We start from the raw sequence: 23747 nt of genomic DNA, 5'->3' as shown, positions 1-23747 counted from the left end.
AAATGAAAAAATTAGAAGGAAAAGTAGCCATTGTAACAGGGGCATCCAAAGGTATCGGTGCGGGCATTGCCAGAGCATTTGCCGAGGAAGGTGCCAGTGTAGTAGTCAATTACGCAAGTGATAAAGCAGGCGCAGAGAATATGGTAAATGAAATTATCGCAAAGGACGGTAAAGCTATTGCAATATATGCTGATGTTTCAAAAGAAGCAGATGTAAAAAAAATGTTTGAAGAAGCAAATACAGTGTTTGGTCGTTTGGATATTTTGGTAAACAATGCGGGTGTTTTCAAATCAATCCCTATAGAAGAAATAAGCGTAGAGGAGTTCAATCGTCATTACAGTATCAATGTTCTTGGGAATCTTTTGGCGACAAGGGAAGCAGTAAAATATTTTGGAGAAAAAGGCGGCAGCATTATTAATATGACTTCGGTAGTGAGTGAAAAAGGCGTACCTACCTATTCAATTTATTCAGGAACTAAAGGTGCTGTACAAAGCATTACGCACGCGCTTGCCGCAGAATTAGGCCCAAAAAATATTCGGGTGAATGCTATAGCTCCGGGAGCAATTGAAACTGAAGGGACACAGGTTGATTTTGGTGGCGGCGTTGCTGAACAATATATAAAAGCCACTCCATTACGTCGTATGGGTTTTCCGAAGGATGTAGCTAAAGTGGCGGTATTTTTAGCAAGCGATGACTCAGCATTTTTAGCCGATAGCCGCATCGAAGTCTCAGGAGGACTTAAATAAACAATTTTCAATAAAACATTATTAACAACAAAAATTATATTAAGATGAATAATCAAAAAGAACAGGTTTGGTTTATTACAGGTGCTTCAAATGGTTTTGGCTTAGCACTTGCAAAAAAATTATTGGCAGCCGGCTATAAAGTTGCTGCAACTTCACGAAACAAAGCAAGCATTGAAGATAAAATCGGAACAAACCCGAATTTATTAGCACTAACCGTTGACATTACCGATGATAGCGAAGTAAAAGCAGCGATTGATGAAACGGTAAAAAATTTTGGAAAAATTGATGTTGCCGTAAACAATGCAGGTTATATGCTTTTGGGGGCATTAGAGGAAGTTTCTGCCAAAGAATTTCAGCAGTCAGTGGCTGTTAATGTGTTTGCATTCCAAAATGTAATCAGGAATGTAATGCCATATTTCAGACAGCAAAAAAGTGGTCACTTTTTTAATTTTGCTTCGTCTGCGGGTTATTCTGCCGATGCAGGTGCTGGAAGCTACAACGCTGTTAAATCGGCTGTAATAGGATTCTCTGAAGCATTGGCGTTGGAAGCAAAACCATTCAATGTGAAAGTGACCATTGTTTCTCCGGGGCTTTTCAGAACAAATTTTTTAGGCGCATTTCCGGTAGCCCAAAATAAAATTGAAGCATACGGCACACAAAATCTGGTTGATGCTATGAATCAATTTAACGGACAGCAGCCGGGAAATCCCGATAAACTGGTTAAGATTTTAATTGATACCGCGGGAAAGGAAAATGCGCCTTTGCATTTGCTGATGGGGGGAGATGCTTATGAAAGAGCTGTAAATTATTACAAATCTCAGCTTGAAAATCTGGAACAACTGAAAGAGCTGAGCTTCTCAACCGGATTTGAATAAAATCCTGTATTTGAACACAACCCTAAGAGATTTGGATACAGTCAACACCTTGATACTCATTAATTTTGATTTAGAAATTTAAGAGCAAAAGTTATATGAACAAACGTACAAAAAACCGGAATTTATGGTTGCCCAGGAGAGTAAAACGTATCGCCTTCACAACAACCATTATGATGTGCGTTTATACAACGGGTTTCTCTCAAATAGAATTACATAACAATTTAAATAGTAATAAAATGAAAAATCAAGAAGTCTTGACTGTAGACTACTCTCAGTTAAAGGAAGGAAAAAACAGGGTTTATTTTATGAGCCAAGGTTACAAATTGGCGGGAGATTTATATTTACCCAAAGGGTTTGATAGCGAAAAGAAGTATCCAACGATCATATATACACGTGTCGGTACACAGGTCAAAGAACAAACTGGCGCAACTTACGGTAATAAACTTGCTGCCAAAGGTTACGCCTTTTTGGTTTTTGATCCTATAAATTTTGGAGATAGTGAGGGCGAAGTAAGAAACTACGAATCGATGCACAATATGATTCCCAATACAACAGATGCGATTAGTTTTTTGAGGACTTTAAAATTTGTTGACAGAGAGAAATTTTATGGACTTGGAGCTTGTGCGGGTGCGCCCTATATCTGTAATGTAGCAATTGGCGATGTTCGGATTAAAGCCGTTGCAACACTTGTGGGCAATTTTGATGCAGCCGCAAGTTTATTTGGTGCTTATCCAAAAGAAGTGCTTGACAAAATGTTGAAAGTAGCCGCAGAAGGCAAACAACGCTACTACGAAACGGGCGAATACGACACTGCACCAACATTTGGTGGAATGCCTATACCACCGCCAGAAAATGCTTCAAAAGCATTAAAAGATGCTTATGAATATTACTTCAACAGAGCAGGACACGACAAAATTCCAAATTATTCGCCTTATTACCCAACAATTGGTATGCCTGTTGACCCTGCAAGAGTATTTGTAAATCAGGCAAAGTATTTTACCACACCATTTTTGGTAATTGCGGGAAGCGAAGCATTTACCCACGATATGGACAAACAAGTTTATGAAATGGCAGCCGGGGAAAAAGAATGGTTTGTGATAGAGGGTGCATCGCATATGGACTTGTACGATATAGATAAATATCTTGACCCGGCAATAGATAAAGTTGACGAGTTCTTAAGAAAATACTAACTCAATAAACCATAGGGTTTTCGTGAAAATCCTATGGTTATTATTGTTCACACAACGTATTTAAGACAATAAAAAACAGTTTGATTAAGATGGAAAAACAAAAAAGTTGGTTTGTAACAGGGGCATCAAAAGGGATGGGACTGTTACTGACAAAACTATTATTAGATAAAGGCGAAAAAGTTGCTGCTACTTCACGAAATACAAATCAATTAAAACAAAGTGTTGGAGTTGAAAGCGAGAATTTTCTGCCCATTAAATTAGATATTACAAACAGCGAAGATGTTAAAAAGGCAATCAACGAAACAGTTGAACATTTTGGAGGATTAGATGTAGCCGTTAATAATGCAGGATTTTCATATATCGGAAGTTTGGAAGAATTAACCGATGACGAATTTAGAAAAGCACTGGATGTAAATTTATTCGGAACGGTAAATGTTATCAGGGCTTCAATGGCACAATTTAGAAAGCAACGTTCCGGTCATATTATCAATATCGCTTCTGCGGCAGGCTATATTGCAGGTGCGCACATTGGGAGTTATGTCACCTCAAAATTTGCAATGGTAGGGCTTACCGAATCATTGGCATTAGAAATTGCACCGCTTAATGTGAAAGCTACTGTTGTGTTGCCAGGTTCCTTCAGAACAAATTTCCTTGATGAAGGCTCATTAACTTACACAAAGAACCGAATAGAAGAATACGATAGTGATAAAACATTTCAAAGTTATTCAGGAAGAGCAGGAACACAACCGGGCGACCCTAAAAAATTAGTAACTGAATTGTTTAATTTAGCTAATATGGAAAATCCGCCAGTACATTTAATTTTAGGAGTGGATAGTTTCAAAATGATAACAGATAAAATGGCTAAAAACCTCGAAGAATTTGAAGTGTATAAGCACATTTCTACATCTACTAATTTAGAATAAATTTACTGAATGAAAATGGAAAAACCATATAACATAAAATCCATTTCGGAGTATCATAGTTTGTTAGGTGTTGAAAAGCCAAAACACCCTTTGATTAGTATTATCAATCACGAGAGTATTAGAAATTTTAATGATGAAAAATTAAAGAATAAAACCTATAACTTTTATACGATAAGCCGAAAAATCAATTATGACGGAACAATGAAATACGGTCAGCAATATTACGATTTTCAGGAAGGTGCAATGGTATTTCACGCACCCAAACAAGTTATTGTATCTGAATTAGCGGATAATGTACAGTTGAAAGGTTGGACAATGTTAATACACCCCGATTTTTTAAGAACATATTCTTTGGATAAAAAAATCCAACAATTTGGTTTCTTTTCCTATGCTGTAAATGAGGCGTTGCATTTGTCTGATGGAGAATCAAAAATAATTGAAAGCGTAATGGACACTATCCGTAAAGAGTACATTTCGGACATTGATGTTTACAGTCAGGATATTTTGATTTCTCAAATAGAATTACTTTTGAATTATTGCAACCGATTTTATAATCGTCAATTTATCACAAGGAAAGCGGTTAATAATGATTTGCTGATTAGGTTTGAAAAATTATTATCAGACTATATAAACAATGGACACTTACAACAAAAAGGCATTCCGTCCGTTCAGTTTTTTTCTAACGAATTAAATATGTCTGCCAATTATTTGAGTGATATGTTGAGAAATCTTACAGGGCAAAGTACCCAACAGCATATACAAGACAAAATAATTGAAAGGGCAAAATACATTCTCACTACAACAAATCTTACCGTTAGCGAAATTGCATTTGAACTCGGGTTTGAATACTCACAATCTTTCAGCAAATTATTTAAAAATAAGACTAATCAAACACCTTTGGAGTTTCGGATTTCATTCAATTAGATAACAGTGAATATGAATCTATGTCTTTAAAGTATCGAAAAAATTAAACGTAAGCACTAAAAGAACAGCCTGACAACACTTTGTTTGATATTAAAAATGGCTTGACTTTTTTTACACCATAAACTGGATTAAGTCTAAATATACGAGATTTAGGCTTTTTTATTAGTGCGCCAAAGGAGATATTGGGAAAGTATGGTAGAATAGAAATTATCATTAATAATGCCGGAGCCGATTCAAGCCCAGGTGGGACCACAATACAACCCTTGAATATCAACGTATTCAAGGGTTGTATTGAACTGTATTTTAACTTTGAAAGTGAACGAGCGACATTTTCTGCAAAACATTACAACTGAAAGGCCGATGATTTAGGAATTATAAACCGTGATCCCGGCTGTAGCATTAAAACTTTAGATCTATTTATGTATCGTTGTCTTTAGGATATCAATGGCTTTGATTATTTCTTCATCGTTTAATGAAGCAAAACCAAAACGAAAAGCATTGAAATTGGAATTTCGTTCTTTACTATAGACGCTTCCTATAATCTTTAACCCTTTTGCATTGGCTATTACTTTTGCCAGTGGAAAATCATTTTTGAATTGAAGCCAAAGAGCCATCCCTCCGTTAGGTTTTGTCAGCTGAACAATACCACCAAGCTGTTTGGCAAATAATTCTGCTGCAAAATGGCAACGATGACGGTAAAGCTTATTGGCTTTTTGGATAAGTTTTGTGAGCTCCCCATTTTCTATAAGACCTGAAACAACCTGTTCGGTAAATACATCACCTCTCAAATCGATCAGGAGTCTCTGCTTGGCTGCAGAACGGATAAACTTTTTGGCTGCGACAATATAGCCTAACCTGAATGGAGCTCCTAAAACTTTGGTTAAAGAACCTATGTATATTATATTTCCCTCGTGATCTCCGCTTGCCAAAGGTAAATAAGGAGCATATTCAAATTGAAAATCATAATCGTAATCGTCCTCAATAACGGCGATCTGATATTTTTTTATCAGTATTAAAAGCTCATTGCGGCGTGCTGTACTCATTGTTACGGTTGTAGGATGGTGATGATGAGGAATAACGTACAACAGCTTAACAGAATGTTTTTTTAGTAATTCCTCAAGTACCTCGGTGCACATTCCATCATGATCAACCGGAACATAAATGAGTTCTGCTCCAAAACGTTCAAAGATCATGTTGGCAAAAAAATAACTCGGATCACTCACTATTACCTTGTCTCCCGGCTTAATAATTAGGGATGCCGATAAATAAATAGCCATTTGTGCACCTCTTGCAGTAAGCAGGTTTTCTGTCGTAATATCAATTCCTCGTGTTTGATTTAAAAAATGGCATAAAGAATTTCTGAAATCTAAGGATCCTTCAAGATCCCATCCGGTACTTATTTTCTTCAGCGTAGGATAATCCAAAGCTTTCCTGTATCCAGCCAGCATGATACCCGGAGAAAGTAATGAGGTATCAGGAAGACCATCATCTATAATGAGTTCATGCTTCTTTGAAGGTGAAGACGGGTTGATATAACTGGAAAGACTGTCAAATATAAATCCGGGTTCATTTTCGTACGCTGATAGTCCGTTGCTGTTGTAAGATCGTGGTTTGACAAAAGGTAAATTGGGCGATACGATATATCCTTTTCTGGGTAGGCTGTCAATCCAGTCTTCAGAAACCAAAGAATCATAGGCAGCCATAATTGTTTTTCTGTGTAACCCTAAATCATAAGCCAATGCACGGGTACTCGGAAGTTTTGTACCCGGCAGAAGTTTCCCCTTTTGTATAAGACCGATAAACTGCACGGCAATCTGTTTGAAAACTGCTATATGGCTGGTTTTATCTATAATAATTAAATTTTTGTAAGGAAGCATGATAAGCAAATGTAATCAAGCTTTGTTAAAAATCAAAGAAATTTCAACTGGTCTATGTAAGTATATAAATCTGGTCAGTCAAAGAGGGGTGAATGCGAAATACATTTGCATAGAAAAATAGATGAGGTCAGCTATGTGTTTGACTTTTATTTATTTATAATCATATAAATTTAAAATTATGTCAAAAAGATTAAACCTAAAGGAACTTATTCCTGAATCGTATCAGATTTTGCTTCAAATGTCACAGTTTGTTGCAAATTCAGGTGTTGATAAACTGCAGCAGGAGCTTATTAAGATCAGAGCTTCACAAATTAATGGATGTGCATACTGTATGAATCTTCACAGTGAAGAGACTTTGAAACTCGGTGAAAATCCAAAAAGGTTGCATGTATTGAGTGCGTGGAGAGAGGCTAAAGACTGGTTCAGCAATGAAGATCAGGTTATTTTGAAAATTACGGAAGAAATTACATTAATTTCTAATCATGGACTTAGCGATACCACCTATCAGGAGGCTGTTGAACTTTTCGGAGAGTTAATGACTGCAAAAATCATTATTTCAGTGATCAATATCAATGCACTGAACAGGGTAGGAGTTTCCCTGAATATGCATCCTTTATAAAATTTTAAATTAATAAAAAAATGTGTAAAGTATTAGTTATAAATGCAAGTGCCCGTACAGAAAGATCATTAAGCCGCCAGCTTACAGAGATATTTACTGCAAATTGGATGGAAAAATATCCGAATGACAGTATTGCCTACCGTAATATAGGTCAGGAAGATATACCCCACGTTACTGAAAAATGGATAGCCGCAGCATTTAAACCTGCTGAGCTTAGGGGAGATGAAGATGAGCAGGTTTTAAAAATCAGTAATAAGCTTATTGCAGAACTTAAAGATGCAGATGTTGTAGTATTGGGTACGCCGATGTATAATTGGTCTGTCCCAAGTGTATTAAAGGCATACATAGACCAAATATTAAGAGTAAACGAGACGGTTCTTGTTAATAAAATGACTCCTGAAAATCCCTATACCGGATTGTTATCAGATAAAAGAGCATACCTGTTAATGGTTCGGGGAAACGCAGGCTATGATCCGGGTGAATTCTATGAACATATGGACTTCCAAACCAATTACCTTAAGACCGTTTTCAGTATAATTGGAATCAAGGATGTTGAGCACGTTTCTGCTAATGGGATCGATATAGGCTCCAGCTCATGGGGAGAGGCAGGTGAAAAAATTAAAAAACTGATCTACAATTAAAATAATTTCATGGATTTTAGAATAGCTGCAACAAGAGAGGAAATTGCTTTTTGCAAGGATGTACTTTTTGCATTCAGAACCAATCTCGATGAATCAACTTATATCGATCTGATTTTGGATATGATTGAGAATGAAAAATTTTCGCTGGTTTATATTCCTAATGAAGATAATACAAAAGCCGCGGGATTTGTTGGTTACAGAGTCCTGCATACCCTCAGAACGAGCTGGATGATCTACATAGATGATCTGTATACGGATCCTGATCACAGAGGAAAAGGTTATGCTGGGGCTCTGCTGGATTATGTAGATCAGGAGGCACTGGAAAAGGGAATTCAATCAGTTCATCTTGACAGTGGTTACATGCTTCACGACGCACATCGGCTTTATTTAAATAAGAAATATATTTTAGCTTGTAATCATTTTGCAAAAATTGTGAGGAACGGATAAAATTTTCACATTAATAAATTGAATAATTAATTGTATGAATGCAGAATTATGGGCAGTATCTCTAAGCGGATTAGCCTGGACAATCGTTTATTTAGCATTAATTTATCGTGCTGTAAAAGACAAGTCCTACGGGATGCCGCTTATCCCGTTAGCGCTTAATTTTGCATGGGAGGTAGTATTTTCCGTGGTGTACCCACCCGCAGGAACAGGTGTTGCAGGGACTTTGGTCAATGCCGTTTGGATGATTTGTGATGCAGGTATTATTATTACCTACTTTATGTACGGGTATAAATACTTTAATAATCGCTACCGTATCTCAAAAAGAGAATGGGTCATATACTCAGGAACAGCTTTTCTAACAGCATTCGGAATAATGCTTACAGGCGGACCTTTCTTTGGTCAATTCCAGAATTATTTTAAAAATCATATTTTTCAAGGCGCTATTTTTATAGCTTACATACAAAATTTAATTATTTCCATATGTTTTCTGCTGATGATTTGGGAACGCCAAAGCAATGAAGGACAATCCCTGACGATAGGTATTTTCAAATGTATAGGAACCGGGCTGACAGTGGGAATTTACTATTTATTTGTACTTCACCAGGGGCATGCTTACCTGATGAATATTATTGTTGGCGTTACATTCATATTGGATCTGGTTTACATTAAAACCATTTATAAACAGCTAAAAGTCGAAGGTATTAATCCCTGGAAAAGATTTTAAAAATCCCGAATTATGATATGCTAGTTCACTCTTATAGAAATTTATCTATACGGCAGAATTTAAAGCAGTATAAAAATCTAATGTTGTTGCGTAGCAGACATCTTCGAAAGAAGATGTCTATTTGCGTATTATTATCACCTGCTATAAATATATATTAGGGTTTTTAATCAATATTTTTTGTTAAGTCCTTTACACGATAAGAATAAAGGATAAGCCTTCTGTTCATTTTTCATCGAATTATTAACCAGTAGAAAGAGAAAACGATATTATAAGAAGATGGATTGTCAAAATTTCATATACAGTTGTCAATTCAGTTAAGATAGCTTATTTTAGTTAGGGATAACGATCATATTCAAAATTTCCCATAGAGTAAGAATAATATACTTCCTCTTATCAATTTCAATTACCTTCTCTATCTCTTTTTCATTGAATATGCCTGCTTTTATCTTAACCATGTCCAGAGTTTAAATGTTGCTTTTTTCCATGTTGGATTTCTGTATAACTGAAAGATGTATATCATTCCTTTGTGATCTTTACTTTAATTATTTATCGTTTATGTAAGCGATAAACTAAATAAGCTCAAGGTAAATATACTTAAAACTAAACAATTTAGAAGTGCTGTGACTTGCGTTATTGTTTAACATTATCTATCTTTAAAGCTATTGTACTGGTGGGCAGAATTATTGGATACCAAACGTAAAATAACGATAAATAGATAATGGAAGTATCGAAGCGAAAAGGGGCAAGATCAACAAAAGAAATTCCGACGGAAATATTGGACCAATTGAATTCCGGAAAAATTGAAACTGCAAATCTTGTCGAATGGTTGGCAGTTGATCAGAGGCTTTTACTTGAAAATTTACTGATACAAATTGGTCGCACAAAATATCTTGAACCTATCTTGGTTCGTATTGATGAGCTAAAGAAACAGACCGTAAATACAATTAATGAGGCAATCGGAACAGGACTTTTGGAGCAATCATTAGTGAATGGTGATCAAGATATAATAATAACTATTTCAACACACAGGTCAGATCTGATAAGATGTTGGGCAAGTTATACCGTTGGTAAAAATCCAAACTTAAACATTGCTCAAAAGCTTGAGCAGATCAAACAGTTTGCTGCAGACAAACATTTTGGGGTAAGGGAGATCTGCTGGTTAGCAGTCAGGCCAAGCATTGCAAAAGACCTAAGCCAAAGTATTGCAATATTAATGGATTGGGCAAATAATGAAGATGGAAATATAAGAAGGTTTGCAAGCGAAGCAACACGACCGAGAGGGGTCTGGTGTTCACATATCGAAGAACTCAAGCAATCGCCGGAATTGGGCATGACAATTTTGGAAGCTATGAGATCTGACAATGAAAAATATGTACGGGACAGTGTCGGGAACTGGCTGAATGATGCCAGCAAAACCAATCCCCAATTTGTTCATGAAGTTTGCAAAAGATGGATAAAAGAAAGTCCAACTAAAGAAACTGAATATATCGTAAAGAAAGCATTGCGCACAATTGAGAAAGCAAGTTCATGATTTGATGAATATTAGTAAGATGCATGATCAACTGGTAATGATCATCAGTTTTAGTAATAATATTGTGAATTATATTAATACGAAAAATTTAAATTTTAATGAAGGTCATATCAATAAGACAAAACCCGGAATATAAAGAAAGGGGTATAAAATATTTTCAGGAGAGCTGGCCTGAAATCTCACCGGTAATTTATGAAGATTGTATTTCTAACAGTTTAGATGCAGCCCAATCATTACCTCAGTGGTATCTATTGGAAAAAGACGTAAAGATAATCGGTTGTGCAGGATTGATAACCAATGATTTTATAAGTCGAATGGATCTCTACCCCTGGATCTGTGCAATTTTTATAGATGAAGAGGAGAGAGGAAATGGCTACGGTTCCTTACTGATTCAAAAAGCCAAAGAAGATACAAAATTGTACGGATTTAAATATTTGAATCTATGTACGGATCATACCGGTTATTATGAGAAATACGGATTTAAATATATAGGACAGGGCTATCATCCTTGGGAAGAAGAATCGAGAATTTATCAAATAGAAGTATGAAAACGATGATAAATTATTTTTTTAACAGAAAGCATTATATTAAAAGATGGAAATGAATAAATTGGATGATCCGGCGTGGTATTCCTTGAATGAAACCCATAAAGATTTCGCAGTTGACTATGGGCAAATAAAATTTTACGACCCTGATTATTGTCCCTTCGGTGGTGCGCTGAATGATAAAGAGACAGGATCAGGTATTGCAAAGTATGCCTCTCTTAGTGACAGTTTTTTTGTGATTGGAAATAGACCTGATATCACTGATAAAGTTCAAATAGAAACTGAATTGGTCTGCGATCAAATGGTCCTTGATAGGCGAATTGACATTGACATTCAAGAAAATATTATTGAACTTCAGACAGAAATTCAAAGAGATGAGCTATTTAAGCTTGTCAATCTTGTGCAGCCGGGCTATTTCAGAAATAAGACAGCTGATCTGGGAAGTTATTACGGTATCTACAAAAGTCATCAGTTGATTGCCGTTGCCGGAGAGAGGATGAAAATGGATGGCCACACTGAACTTAGCGCTATTGTCACCCATCCGGAACATACAGGAAAAGGTTATGCAAAACAGCTCATCGTCCACGCGAGCAATAAGATCTTCAACGAATCCAAAATTCCTTACCTGCACGTTGCCGATACTAATTTTAATGCCATTAGACTGTATGAGAAATTGGGATTTTTAACGAGAAAAAAAATAAGCTTCTGGAAGTTACATACAAATACCCTGTAAATCATTTTGGCAATTATACACTTGCGTTTACCAAGTGTAAAATATAAAATACTAAGTGCATAAGTTATATTTAGTTTATTTTTATTTAATAGTAAAAACCTACTATTTATATATAGATGCTGGCTGGTAGCCAATTTCTAAGAAATTCATAAAATGTTATAGAAAATTATAGAACTCATAGATGGCTGTCCCTACCAATAAAACTGAGCTACAAGTTGCTATAACGACTAACTATAATAAGTTACGAAATGAATTGATAAATATTCCTTTCGATATGAGTAATAAGAAAGAACTGGAGGGACACTCGAAAGGTACGTTTATGAGCGTCAATAATTTGCTTGCCTATCTTGTCGGCTGGGGAGAATTGGTTTTAAAGTGGATCGATAAAAAAGACCATCTTCAAAAGGTAGATTTCCCCGAAACGGATTACAAATGGAATGAATTGGGTAAATTGCCCCATAGATTCTATAAAGACTACGAAAAAGATGACTTTAACGTTTTACAGGAAAAGCTACAATGTACTGTTGATAAGATTTTAAAGGTTATTGATGCAAAGTCCAATATTGAACTCTATGAGACAACTTGGTATGAAAAATGGACGCTTGGAAGGATGATTCAATCCAACACAGCTTCCCCTTACACAAATGCAAAGGCAAGACTGCGTAAGTGGAAAAAAGAAAAATCTGCTATGTTTAAGTCATTGTAATCATTTAGTTTTATCTTCTTTAGAACAGATTATTTACTGTTCCTGATTTCACATCTTACCGATCTGCAGTTTATTCGCGTTTATGATATGTGAGGATCAATAATTTATTGATTTTTCAACAAATGATGTAATAGATCAATTGTTACCTCCATTTCCTGTTCGTTAATTGACGCAAAACCTAAACGAAAAGCATTTGATTCTTCGTCTGTTCTGATGATTTTCAGCAAATGAGTGTTTTGAAGTTGTTTCACCGAAAATTCTTTTTTCAGGGTAATCCAAACAGCCATTCCACCATTGGGCAGAGTGAATGAAATATAATCAGAAAGTTGACTTTGCAGCAGATCATTTAAAAAATCCCTTCGGTGATGGTATATCTTTTTGGCTTTTTTTAGATGTCGTTTAAGCTCTCCTGTCTTTATTAATTCAGCTAAAGCATTTTGCATATAGCCGTCACCACCCACATCGATCATCTTTCGCAGCGCTGTACATTGTGCTATAAAATTTTGGGGAGCTACCATAAAGCCAATACGAAGCGAAGGATCCAGTAACTTTGAAAAAGAACCGATGTAGATCACATTCCCCTGATGATTGGCACTTGCCAAAGGAAGATAGGGCGAGGATGCATAATGATAGTCGTAGTCATAATCATCTTCTATGATGACAAATGAATAGCTGTTGGAAAGTTCCAGGAGTTTCATTCGCCGTTCTACGCTAAGTGTTACCGTAGTCGGATAATGATGATGCGGAATAACATATACCGCAGTGATCTTTTTCTTTTTGCAAAGCTGTTCTATTTGATCAGTATCAATGCCCTCCTCATCAACAGCAACTTCAATAAGTTGAGCATCTGTTTCAGTAAAGGTCTCGTTGGCAACAGGATAATTCGGTCTCCCTACAATGATCGTGGACTGTTTATTTAATAATAACTGTGCAGCAAGATAAATACTCATTTGCGCCCCGTGCGTAATCAGGATATTCTCAGCTGAAATGTTTAAACCTCTGGTGTCTGAAAGGAATTTGACGAGCTCTTCCCGTAGCCTGACCGTTCCTTGTGTTGTACCCGTATTTGCATTTTTGATGGACAATTTCCTAGAGGTTAAAGAGCGGTATGTTTTCAGTAATTCATCAATCGGCGAGAGCCTTACATCAGGATGTCCGTCATCTATAATAATTTCGGCAATGTCTCTTTCAACACACCAGGACTTGTCAATTATTCTGAAATTTATTTTAAGATCATTATCATAAGAATGTCCCAACTCGTTTTCATTCCATTTTTTAGGCTGAAGCAATGGGAGTTTTTCTGCAACTATTACATACTTTCTCGGGTAAACCGTGATCCATCCCTGCGCTTCGAGCTCGTCATAAGAAGCAATGACCGTTTTGCGATGCACATTTAAAATCGCAGCCATTTCCCGGCTTCCCGGCAGATGTATTCCCGGTTTTAAGATACCGTTTTGAATCGTATTGATAATTGCAAATGCGATCTGCTTATAAACAGCAATACTACTTTTTTTGTCAATCAGGATGATATGTTCTAAGGGGAGCATAGTGGACTACTTGTTATATTAAAACTGGATGACAAATATAGTCCAAGGTATTAATATTTTTGTCACCATCATTAAAAAATAATTTTCAACTATGGATTACAAAATTAAAAAAGCCAGTTTAGAGAACTTGGAGGAAACAGCAGAATTATTCAATCTTTATCGTATTTTTTACCGCCAGGAATCTGACCTGGAAAAAGGAAAAGAATTTCTGAAAGAACGTTTCTCAAACAGCGAGTCGGATATTTTTTTGGTTGTGGTAGATGATAAAGCGGTGGGTTTTGTACAGTTGTATAAGCTGTTTCATTATACCAAATTACAAAAACAATGGTTGTTGAGCGATCTTTTTGTTCATCCCGATCACAGAGGAAAAGGATTGTCGGTTGCACTGATAAACCGAAGTAAACAATGGTGCGAAGAAACCGGAGCCTGCGGACTGATGCTGGAAACCGAAAAGACCAACGATATTGGCAATTCACTTTATCCTCGCTGCGGATTTGAATATGATGGATTGCACAATTATTACCATTGGTGGTTGTAAAGAACTATAAAGTAATTAATATTAGCCGGTAAGTGTTAAGGATGAATATATTTGATCTTATCATAGACGATAAAGAAAAAATAAGGCTTGATGATATTTCTCTAAATGATGAAAATCGACGTGTCTGTATGCAAATAATGAAAGAGAACTTCTACAGCGAGGAACTTTCACTTTATGGGTTGCCGGTTAGCAATAAAATTCTGCTTCACGGTACATCTGGATGTGGCAAGACGATGACAGCAAAAGCAATGGCTTGCGAAATCAATAAAAAGATATTGATTTTAAATCTCAGTAATGTGGTGTGCTCACGAATTGGTGAGACTTCACAAAACATAAGGCAGATCTTTGAGAAAGCAGGAAGGGAGAAAGCAGTTTTGTTTTTAGATGAATTTGACCAAATTGGAAAATCAAGAGGTAGTGATGATAAAGATGTAGGGGAAATGCGAAGGCTCGTTAACACCATTATTCAACTGATCGACTATTTTCCGCAAAATGCCTTATTGATTTGCGCTACCAATCATACTGATATTATTGACCCGGCATTGTTGAGGAGATTTCAAATAAAATTAAACTATGAACTGCCAGAAAAAGAAATTCTAGATAACTATTACGATCGTATTCTGTCGGTGTTTCCCGAAAATGTAAGGCAGATAACAGGTCAATATACTGTTTCATTTGCCGAGGCCAAAGATCACGCTTACACCAATGTAAAATCGATGCTGATCAACAAATGGGATCAAAATGAAAAAGAAGAGGAAATATGCACGACGAAATAATTAATAATTTGAACAGCATTTTAAATAGAATAGAAAATGCCTGTATTGCTGCCAATCGAGATCCTGATACAGTCAAGCTTTTGCTGGCTACGAAAACCGTTTCTGCTGAGCGAATCAGGATCGCTTTACAGAACGGACAGACATTGATTGCCGAAAACAAAGTCCAGGAAATCAAAGAAAAGTTCGGTTCATTAAGAGATAGCAAACATACTCATCATTTCATAGGTCATCTGCAATCCAATAAGATCAAAGATATTCTTAAATATGACGTCACCTGCATTCAATCCGTAGATCGTGTAAGTTTGGCCGAAAAACTACACCAAAGGCTACAGCTGGATAATAAAAGTATGGACATCTTTATTCAGGTCAATACCTCGGGAGAAGAAAGTAAGTTCGGAGCGCATCCGGACGACATTATAAGCCTGATTCGTGAAATCTCTCAATTAAATACACTTAAAATAAAAGGTTTGATGACCATTGGTCTGTTCAGTGCAGAAACGGAAAAAGTCCGCGGTTGTTTCCGTTTATTGAAAGATATTCAACAGCAGATCATCTCCTTGGATATTCCCAATGTGGAAATGACAGAACTGTCTATGGGGATGAGTAATGATCTTGAGACGGCTATCGAGGAAGGGGCGACAATCGTTAGGGTTGGTACTGCGGTGTTCGGACAAAGAATGTATCCTGACAGTTATTATTGGAACGAAAATAAAGAAGATTAGAAATAAGGGTATTAACTTCTGTAAAGTGTTATATTCATTAGATTTGTAGAAAAATATTCTTCATAAGTCAAGAGTAAAGTAATAGGACTAAAACTATACAATGATAACTGCATTTAAAAATTAGTTTATAATATATTTAAATGTACCAGATATAATTTTTATCTGAAATATCACGTTTACGACGAGATATCAACAATTTAGATTGAATTTAGGTATGTAGAATTTTATTTTTCGATTTGGTACACGAAAGTATATAGTTACCAAATTTCAAATATTCAGAACAAAAAACACCTTACCTAGAACATTTTTTTTAATATCATCAATGTTTGATATAGTTTTGCTCATGAAAATTGATATTGAAATTATGAAAAAAAAATTAATGCTTCTGGGATTACTATGCATTTTTAAAATTAGATAGAACGATTATAAGAGGTTCTGGTTGTTTGAATTAAATTTATTCAGTGCTTACCTTTGTTCGTCAATTTTGTAACTAATTGTCATTATGAATAATAGGTTAATGAATATTGATTGGCTTGAATCAAGTTCGAAGAAATTATAGAGGAATTTATAGGGTTTTAAAATTATGATGCATGTAATCTGTTATATTCTATTGTAGATTCTTTTCCTTTTTTTCCAATAACCAATTTTATATAAATTTTGATTATAAAATTCCGATATAACCAATTTTATGTTTGCTTGCATGAAAAAAAAGCAAAAAAAAATATTAAATTCTTATGTTTTTTTTATTTAAAAGTGTGTTTTTTACACTTTTTATTTATTTTTTTTGATGCACATTATTATGATTCTTATCATAAAATTTTCTTAAAAAAATACCAGTATAATTTTGGCGGTACATTTTACTAATTGTTTGTTAACTCATGTCTTACAATTTATCTAAGTGTTAGTTTTACGATAAGCTTATCATAAATATTATACATATGATATCATAAAAAATCGATATGTAAATTATTGATAAGCAGTATGTAATGTAAAAATTATTTTTTTTATTCAACTGAATTTTTATATTTGTAATGTTACATAAATGTTAACACGTTAATGAGTCCAAATTTTATTCATACTTATGTATCTGTAGATTGTGTTGTTTTTGGTTTCGATTATGAGAACCGATTGAACATTTTATTGGTCCAGCGTCATGTAGATGATATTCCTGTGGAAAGGCAGAGAAAGCTGCCCGGGAGCTTAATATTCAGCGATGAGGATGTGGATGATGCTGCAGAACGAGTGCTTCATGAATTGACAGGAATTAAAAAAATGGTTCTTAAACAGTTCAAATGTTTTGCGGATCCTGACAGGGCTAACAATATGAACGATATCAAATGGATGGGGAAGGAGTATAAGCAGGATATAGATAGGATCATTACCGTAGCTTATCTCTCATTATGCAAGATCGATCACAAGATCAACAGCTCAAAATATGACACCGTAGATTGGTTTCCTTTTGATGAGATCCCGACTCTGCCTTTTGATCACAATAAAATCATCAACGAATCTTTGGTTGAAGTTAGAAGATGGATTGAAATGGATTTCTCCATTATTTTCGAATTGTTGCCAAAGAAATTTACAATTAGACAATTATATCAGTTATATAGTGCGCTTAGTGAGAAGAAGATTGACATCAAGAATTTTCATAAAAGAATTTCTTCATTCAATTACATTATTCCACTAGATGAGATAGAGACCAATGTTTCGCATCGTGCGGCAAGGTATTATAAGTTTGATGCCAAGGTTTATAAGAAAAATAATACCAAGCTCATAAAATAAAAAACGTTTAAATAAATTATGTACTTATTAGGTTACGACATAGGCAGTTCTTCTGTAAAAGTTTGTCTCATAGAGGCATCCAGCGGAAAAGTTGTGGCGTCCGAATTTTCTCCGAAAAAAGAGATGAAAATCACAGCGATCAATCCGGGCTGGGCAGAGCAGAATCCTGTCGATTGGTGGACAAACCTCAAATTGGCGCATGAAGCCGTGATGCACGAATCCGGAGTACACGCAGAAGACATCAAAGGAATCGGTATTACCTGGCAGATGCACGGTCTCATCATGGTTGATAAGGACCAGAATCTCCTTAGGTCATCCATTATCTGGTGCGATAGCCGTGCAGTTCCTTATGGTGAAAGGGCTTTCAAAGAAATAGGAGAAGAAAAATGTCTGTCTCATTTGCTTAATTCCCCGGGCAATTTTACCGCTTCAAAATTGGCTTGGGTAAAGGAAAATGAACCTGAGCTTTTTGCAAAAATAGATAAAATAATGCTACCCGGAGATTATATTGCGATGAGACTTTCCGGAGAGATAGGAATGACGATCGAAGGTTTGTCTGAAGGGATTTTCTGGGATTTTAAAAATAATTGTATCTCTGAAGATGTTATCAATTATTACGGAATTCCGAAAAGCTTTTTTCCAAATATTGTACCGACTTTCGGGATTCAGGCAACGGTTTCTGCAGCTGCAGCACAGGAACTGGGACTGAAGGAAGGGACACCGATTTCTTACAGAGCAGGCGACCAGCCGAATAATGCGCTTTCTCTTAATGTTTTCAATCCGGGAGAGATCGCTTCTACAGCAGGAACCTCAGGCGTGGTTTATGGTGTTTTGGATAAGCTGGATTATGACAGGCTTTCCAGGGTCAACACTTTCGCCCACGTAAACTATACCGAAGAACTGACGAGATTAGGTGTGTTGCTTTGCATCAATGGAACAGGAATTCTGAACTCTTGGCTGAAGCACAACTTTGCAACATCGCTTGCATCTTATGGTGATATGAACGATATGGCATCACTATCACCAATTGGGTCAAAAGGACTTAGCATTATTCCTTTCGGTAACGGAGCAGAGAGAGTTTTGGAGAATAAGGATACAAGCTGCTCCATTCATGGTATCAATTTCAATATCCATTCGAAAGGAGACATTTTGCGTGCTGCTCAGGAAGGAATCGTTTTTTCTTACGAGTATGGAATGGACATTATGAGAAACATCGGTATGGATATCAATGTGATCCGGGCGGGAAATGCCAATATGTTTCTAAGTTCGATTTTCCGCCAGACGCTTTCCAGTGTGAGCAATGCCATGATTGAACTTTATGATACGGACGGCGCTGTAGGAGCAGCAAGAGCTGCAGGAATGGGTATCGGATTTTACTCAGATTCTGCCGAGGCCTTTTCATCATTAGAAAAAATTGCAGTCATAGAACCGGAACACGAGAAGCGGGAACAATATTTAGAAGCCTATACAAGATGGAAAAATCATCTTAACGAAATAGTTTAAATCCCAAAAAAAAGAAAATTTAACAATTAACTTATTGATATTCAAAAATCAGTGAGGAAGGGAGATTTTATGTCAAAAATGAGAATAATTAAAAAATAAATATAAAAAAGAATGAGCACTTTAACAGGTACAAAAGAGTTTTTTACAGGTATCGACAAGATCAAATTTGAAGGAAAAGAAAGCAGAAATCCATTGGCATTCCGCTATTATGATGCAGACAGAGTGGTGATGGGAAAACCTATGAAAGACTGGACACGTTTTGCGATGGCTTGGTGGCACACATTATGTGCAAATGGTAGCGATCCATTCGGCGGACCAACTATCCATCACCCGTGGGATATAGGAACGGACGCTGTGAGCAGAGCAAAGCACAAAATGGATGCAGGTTTTGAGTTTATGCAGAAAATGGGTTTCAATTTTTATTGCTTTCATGACATTGACCTTGTAGACCCTGCAGACAATTGGAGAGACTATGAGAAAAATCTCCAGGCTGTTGTAGATTATGCCAAGGAGAAACAGCAGGAAACAGGAATCAAGTTGCTTTGGGGAACTGCCAACGTTTTTACTCACGAGAGATATATGAACGGAGCATCCACTAATCCAAATTTCGACGTTGTTGCCTGCGCAGGAACTCAGGTTAAAAATTCTATCGATGCAACTATTGCGCTTGGTGGGGAAAATTATGTTTTCTGGGGTGGAAGAGAAGGTTATATGAGTCTTCTGAATACCGACATGAAACGTGAAAAGGACCATCTTGCCCAATTCCTGACTATGTCAAGGGATTATGCAAGAAAACAAGGATTCACAGGTACGTTCCTGATCGAACCAAAGCCAATGGAACCGACAAAACATCAGTATGATTATGATGCAGAAACAGTCATAGGATTCTTAAGACATTACGGTCTTGACAAAGATTTCAAACTGAATCTTGAGGTCAATCATGCTACTTTGGCGGGTCACACTTTCGAGCACGAGCTTCAGGCAGCAGTAGATGCGGGGATGTTGGGAAGCATTGATGCCAATAGAGGCGATTATCAGAATGGTTGGGACACAGACCAGTTCCCGGTTGATTATTACGAGATGATCCAGGCTTGGTTGGTACTTCTTCCTTCTGGCGGTTTGGGAAGAGGAGGCGTTAACTTCGATGCGAAGATACGTCGTAACTCTACAGATGCGGAAGACCTTTTCATCGCACATGTTTCCGGAATGGATGCTTTTGCAAAAGGGTTATTGGTGGCTGCAGATATTCTTGAGAATTCTGATTACAACAAGCTGAGAAACGAGAGATATTCATCATTTGACAATGGGAATGGGAAAGCATTTGAAGAAGGGAGACTGACATTAGAAGACCTTCAGAAGATTGCCCACGAATCGGGAGAACCAATTCCGAAAAGCGGAAAACAGGAACTTTTCGAAGCTATTGTTAATATGTATATCTAAAAAAAATATATAAGAGAGTTGCGCCAATCTCAACAACGGGAACCGAAAACTTTCTTATCAAACTAACTTTAAAAATAATAATTATGAATCTATTTCATTTAAGTAAAACCAATAGAGCGGCATTGTTTTTCGCAATGACTCTATTACCGTCAGGTCTAGTTTACTCGCAGAGTAGAAAGGATACTGTTACAAAAGAAAAGCAGATTGAGGAGGTTGTTGTTATTGGATATGGAACTCAAAGAAAGGAATCAGTAACAGGGTCTGTTGCTTCTGTGAAGGGTGATGTGTTAAGAGAAGTTCCATCAGCCAATATTACACAGGCTTTGCAGGGCCGAGTGGCGGGTGTTGATATTTCACAAACATCTTCTAAGCCCGGGTCTACTTCTCAGATTCGTATTAGAGGTGTGAGATCTATCGCAGGAGAAAATGATCCTCTTATTGTACTGGATGGAATACCTTTTTCCGGATCATTAGGCGATATTAGTTCTAATGATATAAAAAGTATAGATATTCTTAAAGATGCATCAGCTACAGCAATCTATGGTTCCAGAGGTGCCAATGGAGTGATATTGGTAACAACCAATAGAGGAACGAAAGGTCAAAAGCCAAGGTTTACTTACAATAGTTTTACAGGCGTACAAACACTTTTTTCAAAGTACCCAATGATGGATGGACCTAAGTTTGCCAAGCTCCGTGCGGATGCAGGTAATCTTTTTACTAATGGAGTAGATGAAAGTAACGATAATAATACAGATTGGCAGAAATTATATTATAAGCCTGCGATGATGACCAATCATGATATAAGTGTTTCAGGGGGTACAGACGGTGGAAATTACAGTGCCGGAATATCCTACTATAAGCAATATGCTATGATTCCACTTCAGAACTATGAAAGATTTTCAATACGATTAGCTTTAGATCAACAAGTAGGTAAAAATTTCAAATTTGGTTTTACCACAAATACAAATTATGCTATTAATGAATATCCAGGAGCAAGTCCTGCCCCTATTTTGGGATATTCTCCATTGGCAAGCCCTTATAATGCAGATGGTACGATTAAGAGAACAATGAGTACTGCATCAAACCTGGATCAAACCTGGATCTATATGAGGCAAGGGATACAAGCATTGGGTGATAAATATGTTGATGAAAATAAATCGTTTTCTTCATATAATAATTTATATGGGGAAATAAATTTACCTTTGGACGGTTTAAAATACAGATTGAATGTTGGTCTTAATTACCGTACATCTAATAGTGGCTGGTACACAGGTGTTGGCGTTTTTAACACAAATGCAGCGGGGCTTTCAGGAGCTGGTAAAGGAAACAACCAAACATACCATTGGGTCTTGGAGAATCTTTTGACTTATGATAAAACATTTGGGAAACATAAGATTAATGCAGTAGGATTGTATTCTGCAGAGCAAAATAGATATATTAGTTCTTACATGAGTGCTCAGAATATTCCTGCTGATTTCTTTCAATATTATAACCTTGGGCAGGCTCCACAAGCTAATATCTCTGTACGGCCAGAAGATCAAGTCTATAGAGAGACTGCTTTGATGTCATATATGGGAAGAGCAATATATACATTTGATAATAAGTATATGTTGACTGCAACGCTACGAGGGGATGGCTCATCCAGATTAGCACCAGGTAATAAATGGCATACTTATCCAGCTATTTCATTAGGATGGAATGTTACTAATGAATCTTTTATGCAAAATGTAAAAGTCCTTAATCTATTAAAGTTCAGAGCTGGTTGGGGACAAACATCAAATCAGGCTGTTCCTCCATACAAAACATTGGGTACCTTAGGTGTTGTCCCATATAACTTTGGTACTACAAATAGTACAGGAGTGTATGTCACAGAGGCTCCTAATCCAAGTTTAGGCTGGGAATATTCTAAAACTCAAAACTATGGAGTAGATTTTGGTTTATTTAATAATCGTCTAACGGGTTCAGTGGAGTATTACAGAACTCATACCGTGGATCTTTTATTACAAAGAGGACTTCCTCCTAGTTCAGGAATTGGATTTCAAACAGGAAATTATGGAGAATCAGAAAACAAAGGCTGGGAAGTTGCTTTAAACGGGACTATAATTCAAACCGAGAATTTTACTTGGGATGCGGGGGTTAATTTCTATACCAATAAAAACCAGATTCTCTCTCTTGCTTCTGGTATGGAAAAAGATGAAGGGAATTTATGGTTTGTAGGACATAATATCAATGCCTTATATGATTATCAGAACATCGGATTATGGCAAAATGGTGATCCATATCTTAATATCTTAGAACCTGGTGGGAATGTAGGGATGATTAAGGTTCTTTATACAGGAGGGTATAATGCAGATGGAACACCTGTTAGAGCGATCGGTCCTGCAGATAGACAAGTGATAGATGTATTTCCTGATTGGCAAGGAGGATTTAATACTCGTTTTGCCTATAAAGGATTTGAACTGAGTACTGTTGGAGCATTCCAACATGGTGGTGTTTTAATTAGTTCCATATATGGTTCTGCTGGTTATCTTAATAGATTGACCGGTAGAGGAAATAATGTAGATGTAGATTATTGGACAGAAGAAAATCCTAATGTGAGATATCCAAAACCTGGAGGGGTTCAAAGTGGGGATAATCCAAAGTATGCTTCTACATTGGCTCTTTTTGATGCTTCTTATCTCAAAATAAGAACTATTACCTTAGGATATAATGTAAATAAAGATTTCTTGAACGATTTGAAAATTAATAGTTTGAGAATATATTTTACAGTGACTAATCCATTTGTTTTATTCTCTCCTTATCATAAAGAATCTGGGATGGATCCTGAACCAAATTCTTATGGAAATGAGAATCAGGCAGTAAGTGGATATCCAGCTCGTCAACTAATTATAGGAACTAATAATCCTTCTACGCGTAATTATTTAATGGGAATTAATTTATCTTTTTAAAAATTGAATA

Annotated in this window: 22 protein-coding genes; 20 read left to right on the top strand and 2 right to left on the bottom strand. The window is 36.3% G+C overall.

The window, feature by feature from the left end:
* The first annotated feature begins 2 nt into the window (after positions 1-2).
* From BLT30_RS14530 to BLT30_RS14510, 5 genes are all read left to right on the top strand, one after another.
* A complete protein-coding gene (locus tag BLT30_RS14530) occupies positions 3-746 on the top strand; it encodes an SDR family NAD(P)-dependent oxidoreductase (RefSeq protein WP_089874264.1) in 744 nt (247 codons plus the stop codon).
* Between the two features lie 44 nt (positions 747-790).
* Entirely contained in the window at positions 791-1621 is an 831-nt protein-coding gene (locus BLT30_RS14525; protein WP_089874262.1) for an SDR family oxidoreductase, read from the top strand.
* Positions 1622-1857: 236 nt separating this feature from the next.
* Complete coding sequence (locus tag BLT30_RS14520; RefSeq protein ID WP_089874260.1) at positions 1858-2811, top strand: alpha/beta hydrolase; 954 nt, start codon at positions 1858-1860, stop codon at positions 2809-2811.
* A gap of 89 nt (positions 2812-2900) precedes the next feature.
* Complete coding sequence (locus tag BLT30_RS14515) at positions 2901-3734, top strand: SDR family NAD(P)-dependent oxidoreductase (RefSeq protein ID WP_089874258.1); 834 nt, start codon at positions 2901-2903, stop codon at positions 3732-3734.
* Positions 3735-3749: 15 nt separating this feature from the next.
* Positions 3750-4658, top strand: a complete 909-nt coding sequence (locus BLT30_RS14510) for a helix-turn-helix domain-containing protein (protein WP_317040540.1) — start codon at positions 3750-3752, stop codon at positions 4656-4658.
* A 413-nt stretch (positions 4659-5071) separates the two neighbouring features.
* Here the strand turns inward: BLT30_RS14510 and BLT30_RS14505 are convergent, their stop codons facing one another.
* A complete protein-coding gene (locus tag BLT30_RS14505; protein WP_089874254.1) occupies positions 5072-6535 on the bottom strand; it encodes an aminotransferase-like domain-containing protein in 1464 nt (487 codons plus the stop codon).
* Positions 6536-6713: 178 nt separating this feature from the next.
* On the opposite strand from BLT30_RS14505, the gene BLT30_RS14500 reads away from it, so the two are divergent.
* The 8 genes from BLT30_RS14500 to BLT30_RS14465 all read left to right on the top strand — a co-directional run bounded on the left by BLT30_RS14500 (position 6714) and on the right by BLT30_RS14465 (position 12481).
* Positions 6714-7154 (top strand): carboxymuconolactone decarboxylase family protein, encoded by a 441-nt coding sequence (locus BLT30_RS14500; RefSeq protein WP_089874252.1) that lies wholly within the window; start codon positions 6714-6716, stop codon positions 7152-7154.
* Positions 7155-7174: 20 nt separating this feature from the next.
* On the top strand, positions 7175-7795 hold the full coding sequence (locus BLT30_RS14495; RefSeq protein ID WP_089874250.1) for an FMN-dependent NADH-azoreductase: 621 nt from the start codon (positions 7175-7177) through the stop codon (positions 7793-7795).
* 9 nt (positions 7796-7804) lie between these two features.
* Positions 7805-8242: a GNAT family N-acetyltransferase gene (locus BLT30_RS14490; RefSeq protein ID WP_089874248.1), complete on the top strand. Its 438-nt coding sequence runs from the start codon at positions 7805-7807 to the stop codon at positions 8240-8242.
* 34 nt (positions 8243-8276) lie between these two features.
* Positions 8277-8966 carry a transmembrane-type terpene cyclase gene (locus BLT30_RS14485; RefSeq protein ID WP_089874246.1) on the top strand — a complete coding sequence of 230 codons (690 nt, stop codon included), beginning with the start codon at positions 8277-8279 and terminating at the stop codon, positions 8964-8966.
* A 718-nt stretch (positions 8967-9684) separates the two neighbouring features.
* Entirely contained in the window at positions 9685-10497 is an 813-nt protein-coding gene (locus tag BLT30_RS14480) for a DNA alkylation repair protein (protein WP_089874245.1), read from the top strand.
* A gap of 98 nt (positions 10498-10595) precedes the next feature.
* On the top strand, positions 10596-11045 hold the full coding sequence (locus BLT30_RS14475; protein WP_089874244.1) for a GNAT family N-acetyltransferase: 450 nt from the start codon (positions 10596-10598) through the stop codon (positions 11043-11045).
* Positions 11046-11097: 52 nt separating this feature from the next.
* Entirely contained in the window at positions 11098-11775 is a 678-nt protein-coding gene (locus BLT30_RS14470) for a GNAT family N-acetyltransferase (protein ID WP_245707186.1), read from the top strand.
* A gap of 181 nt (positions 11776-11956) precedes the next feature.
* Entirely contained in the window at positions 11957-12481 is a 525-nt protein-coding gene (locus BLT30_RS14465) for a ClbS/DfsB family four-helix bundle protein (protein ID WP_089874241.1), read from the top strand.
* A gap of 104 nt (positions 12482-12585) precedes the next feature.
* Here the strand turns inward: BLT30_RS14465 and pdxR are convergent, their stop codons facing one another.
* The gene (gene pdxR, locus BLT30_RS14460) at positions 12586-14028 is read right to left on the bottom strand and encodes a MocR-like pyridoxine biosynthesis transcription factor PdxR (RefSeq protein ID WP_089874239.1); all 1443 of its coding nucleotides are present in this window, start codon (positions 14026-14028) and stop codon (positions 12586-12588) included.
* A 91-nt stretch (positions 14029-14119) separates the two neighbouring features.
* Between pdxR and BLT30_RS14455 the strand changes: the two genes are divergently transcribed.
* From BLT30_RS14455 to BLT30_RS14425, 7 genes are all read left to right on the top strand, one after another.
* Complete coding sequence (locus tag BLT30_RS14455; RefSeq protein WP_089874238.1) at positions 14120-14566, top strand: GNAT family N-acetyltransferase; 447 nt, start codon at positions 14120-14122, stop codon at positions 14564-14566.
* 41 nt (positions 14567-14607) lie between these two features.
* Positions 14608-15342 (top strand): AAA family ATPase, encoded by a 735-nt coding sequence (locus BLT30_RS14450; RefSeq protein ID WP_089874236.1) that lies wholly within the window; start codon positions 14608-14610, stop codon positions 15340-15342.
* Positions 15327-16064: a YggS family pyridoxal phosphate-dependent enzyme gene (locus tag BLT30_RS14445; RefSeq protein WP_089874235.1), complete on the top strand. Its 738-nt coding sequence runs from the start codon at positions 15327-15329 to the stop codon at positions 16062-16064. The genes BLT30_RS14450 and BLT30_RS14445 overlap by 16 nt, the downstream gene beginning before the upstream one ends.
* 1056 nt (positions 16065-17120) lie before the next feature.
* The gene (locus BLT30_RS14440; protein WP_089874233.1) at positions 17121-17846 is read left to right on the top strand and encodes an NUDIX hydrolase; all 726 of its coding nucleotides are present in this window, start codon (positions 17121-17123) and stop codon (positions 17844-17846) included.
* Between the two features lie 18 nt (positions 17847-17864).
* Positions 17865-19349 (top strand): xylulokinase, encoded by a 1485-nt coding sequence (locus tag BLT30_RS14435; protein ID WP_089874232.1) that lies wholly within the window; start codon positions 17865-17867, stop codon positions 19347-19349.
* Between the two features lie 111 nt (positions 19350-19460).
* Entirely contained in the window at positions 19461-20789 is a 1329-nt protein-coding gene (xylA, locus tag BLT30_RS14430) for a xylose isomerase (RefSeq protein ID WP_089874231.1), read from the top strand.
* 83 nt (positions 20790-20872) lie between these two features.
* Positions 20873-23737 (top strand): SusC/RagA family TonB-linked outer membrane protein, encoded by a 2865-nt coding sequence (locus BLT30_RS14425; protein ID WP_089874230.1) that lies wholly within the window; start codon positions 20873-20875, stop codon positions 23735-23737.
* Positions 23738-23747 lie beyond the last annotated feature (10 nt).

Origin of the sequence: Epilithonimonas hungarica (assembly GCF_900102265.1) — a bacterium.
In the GTDB taxonomy this organism is placed as follows: Bacteria; Bacteroidota; Bacteroidia; order Flavobacteriales; family Weeksellaceae; genus Epilithonimonas; species Epilithonimonas hungarica.
Note: the sequence above shows the minus strand (reverse complement) of the source record. Positions and strands in the feature narration are given on the sequence as shown.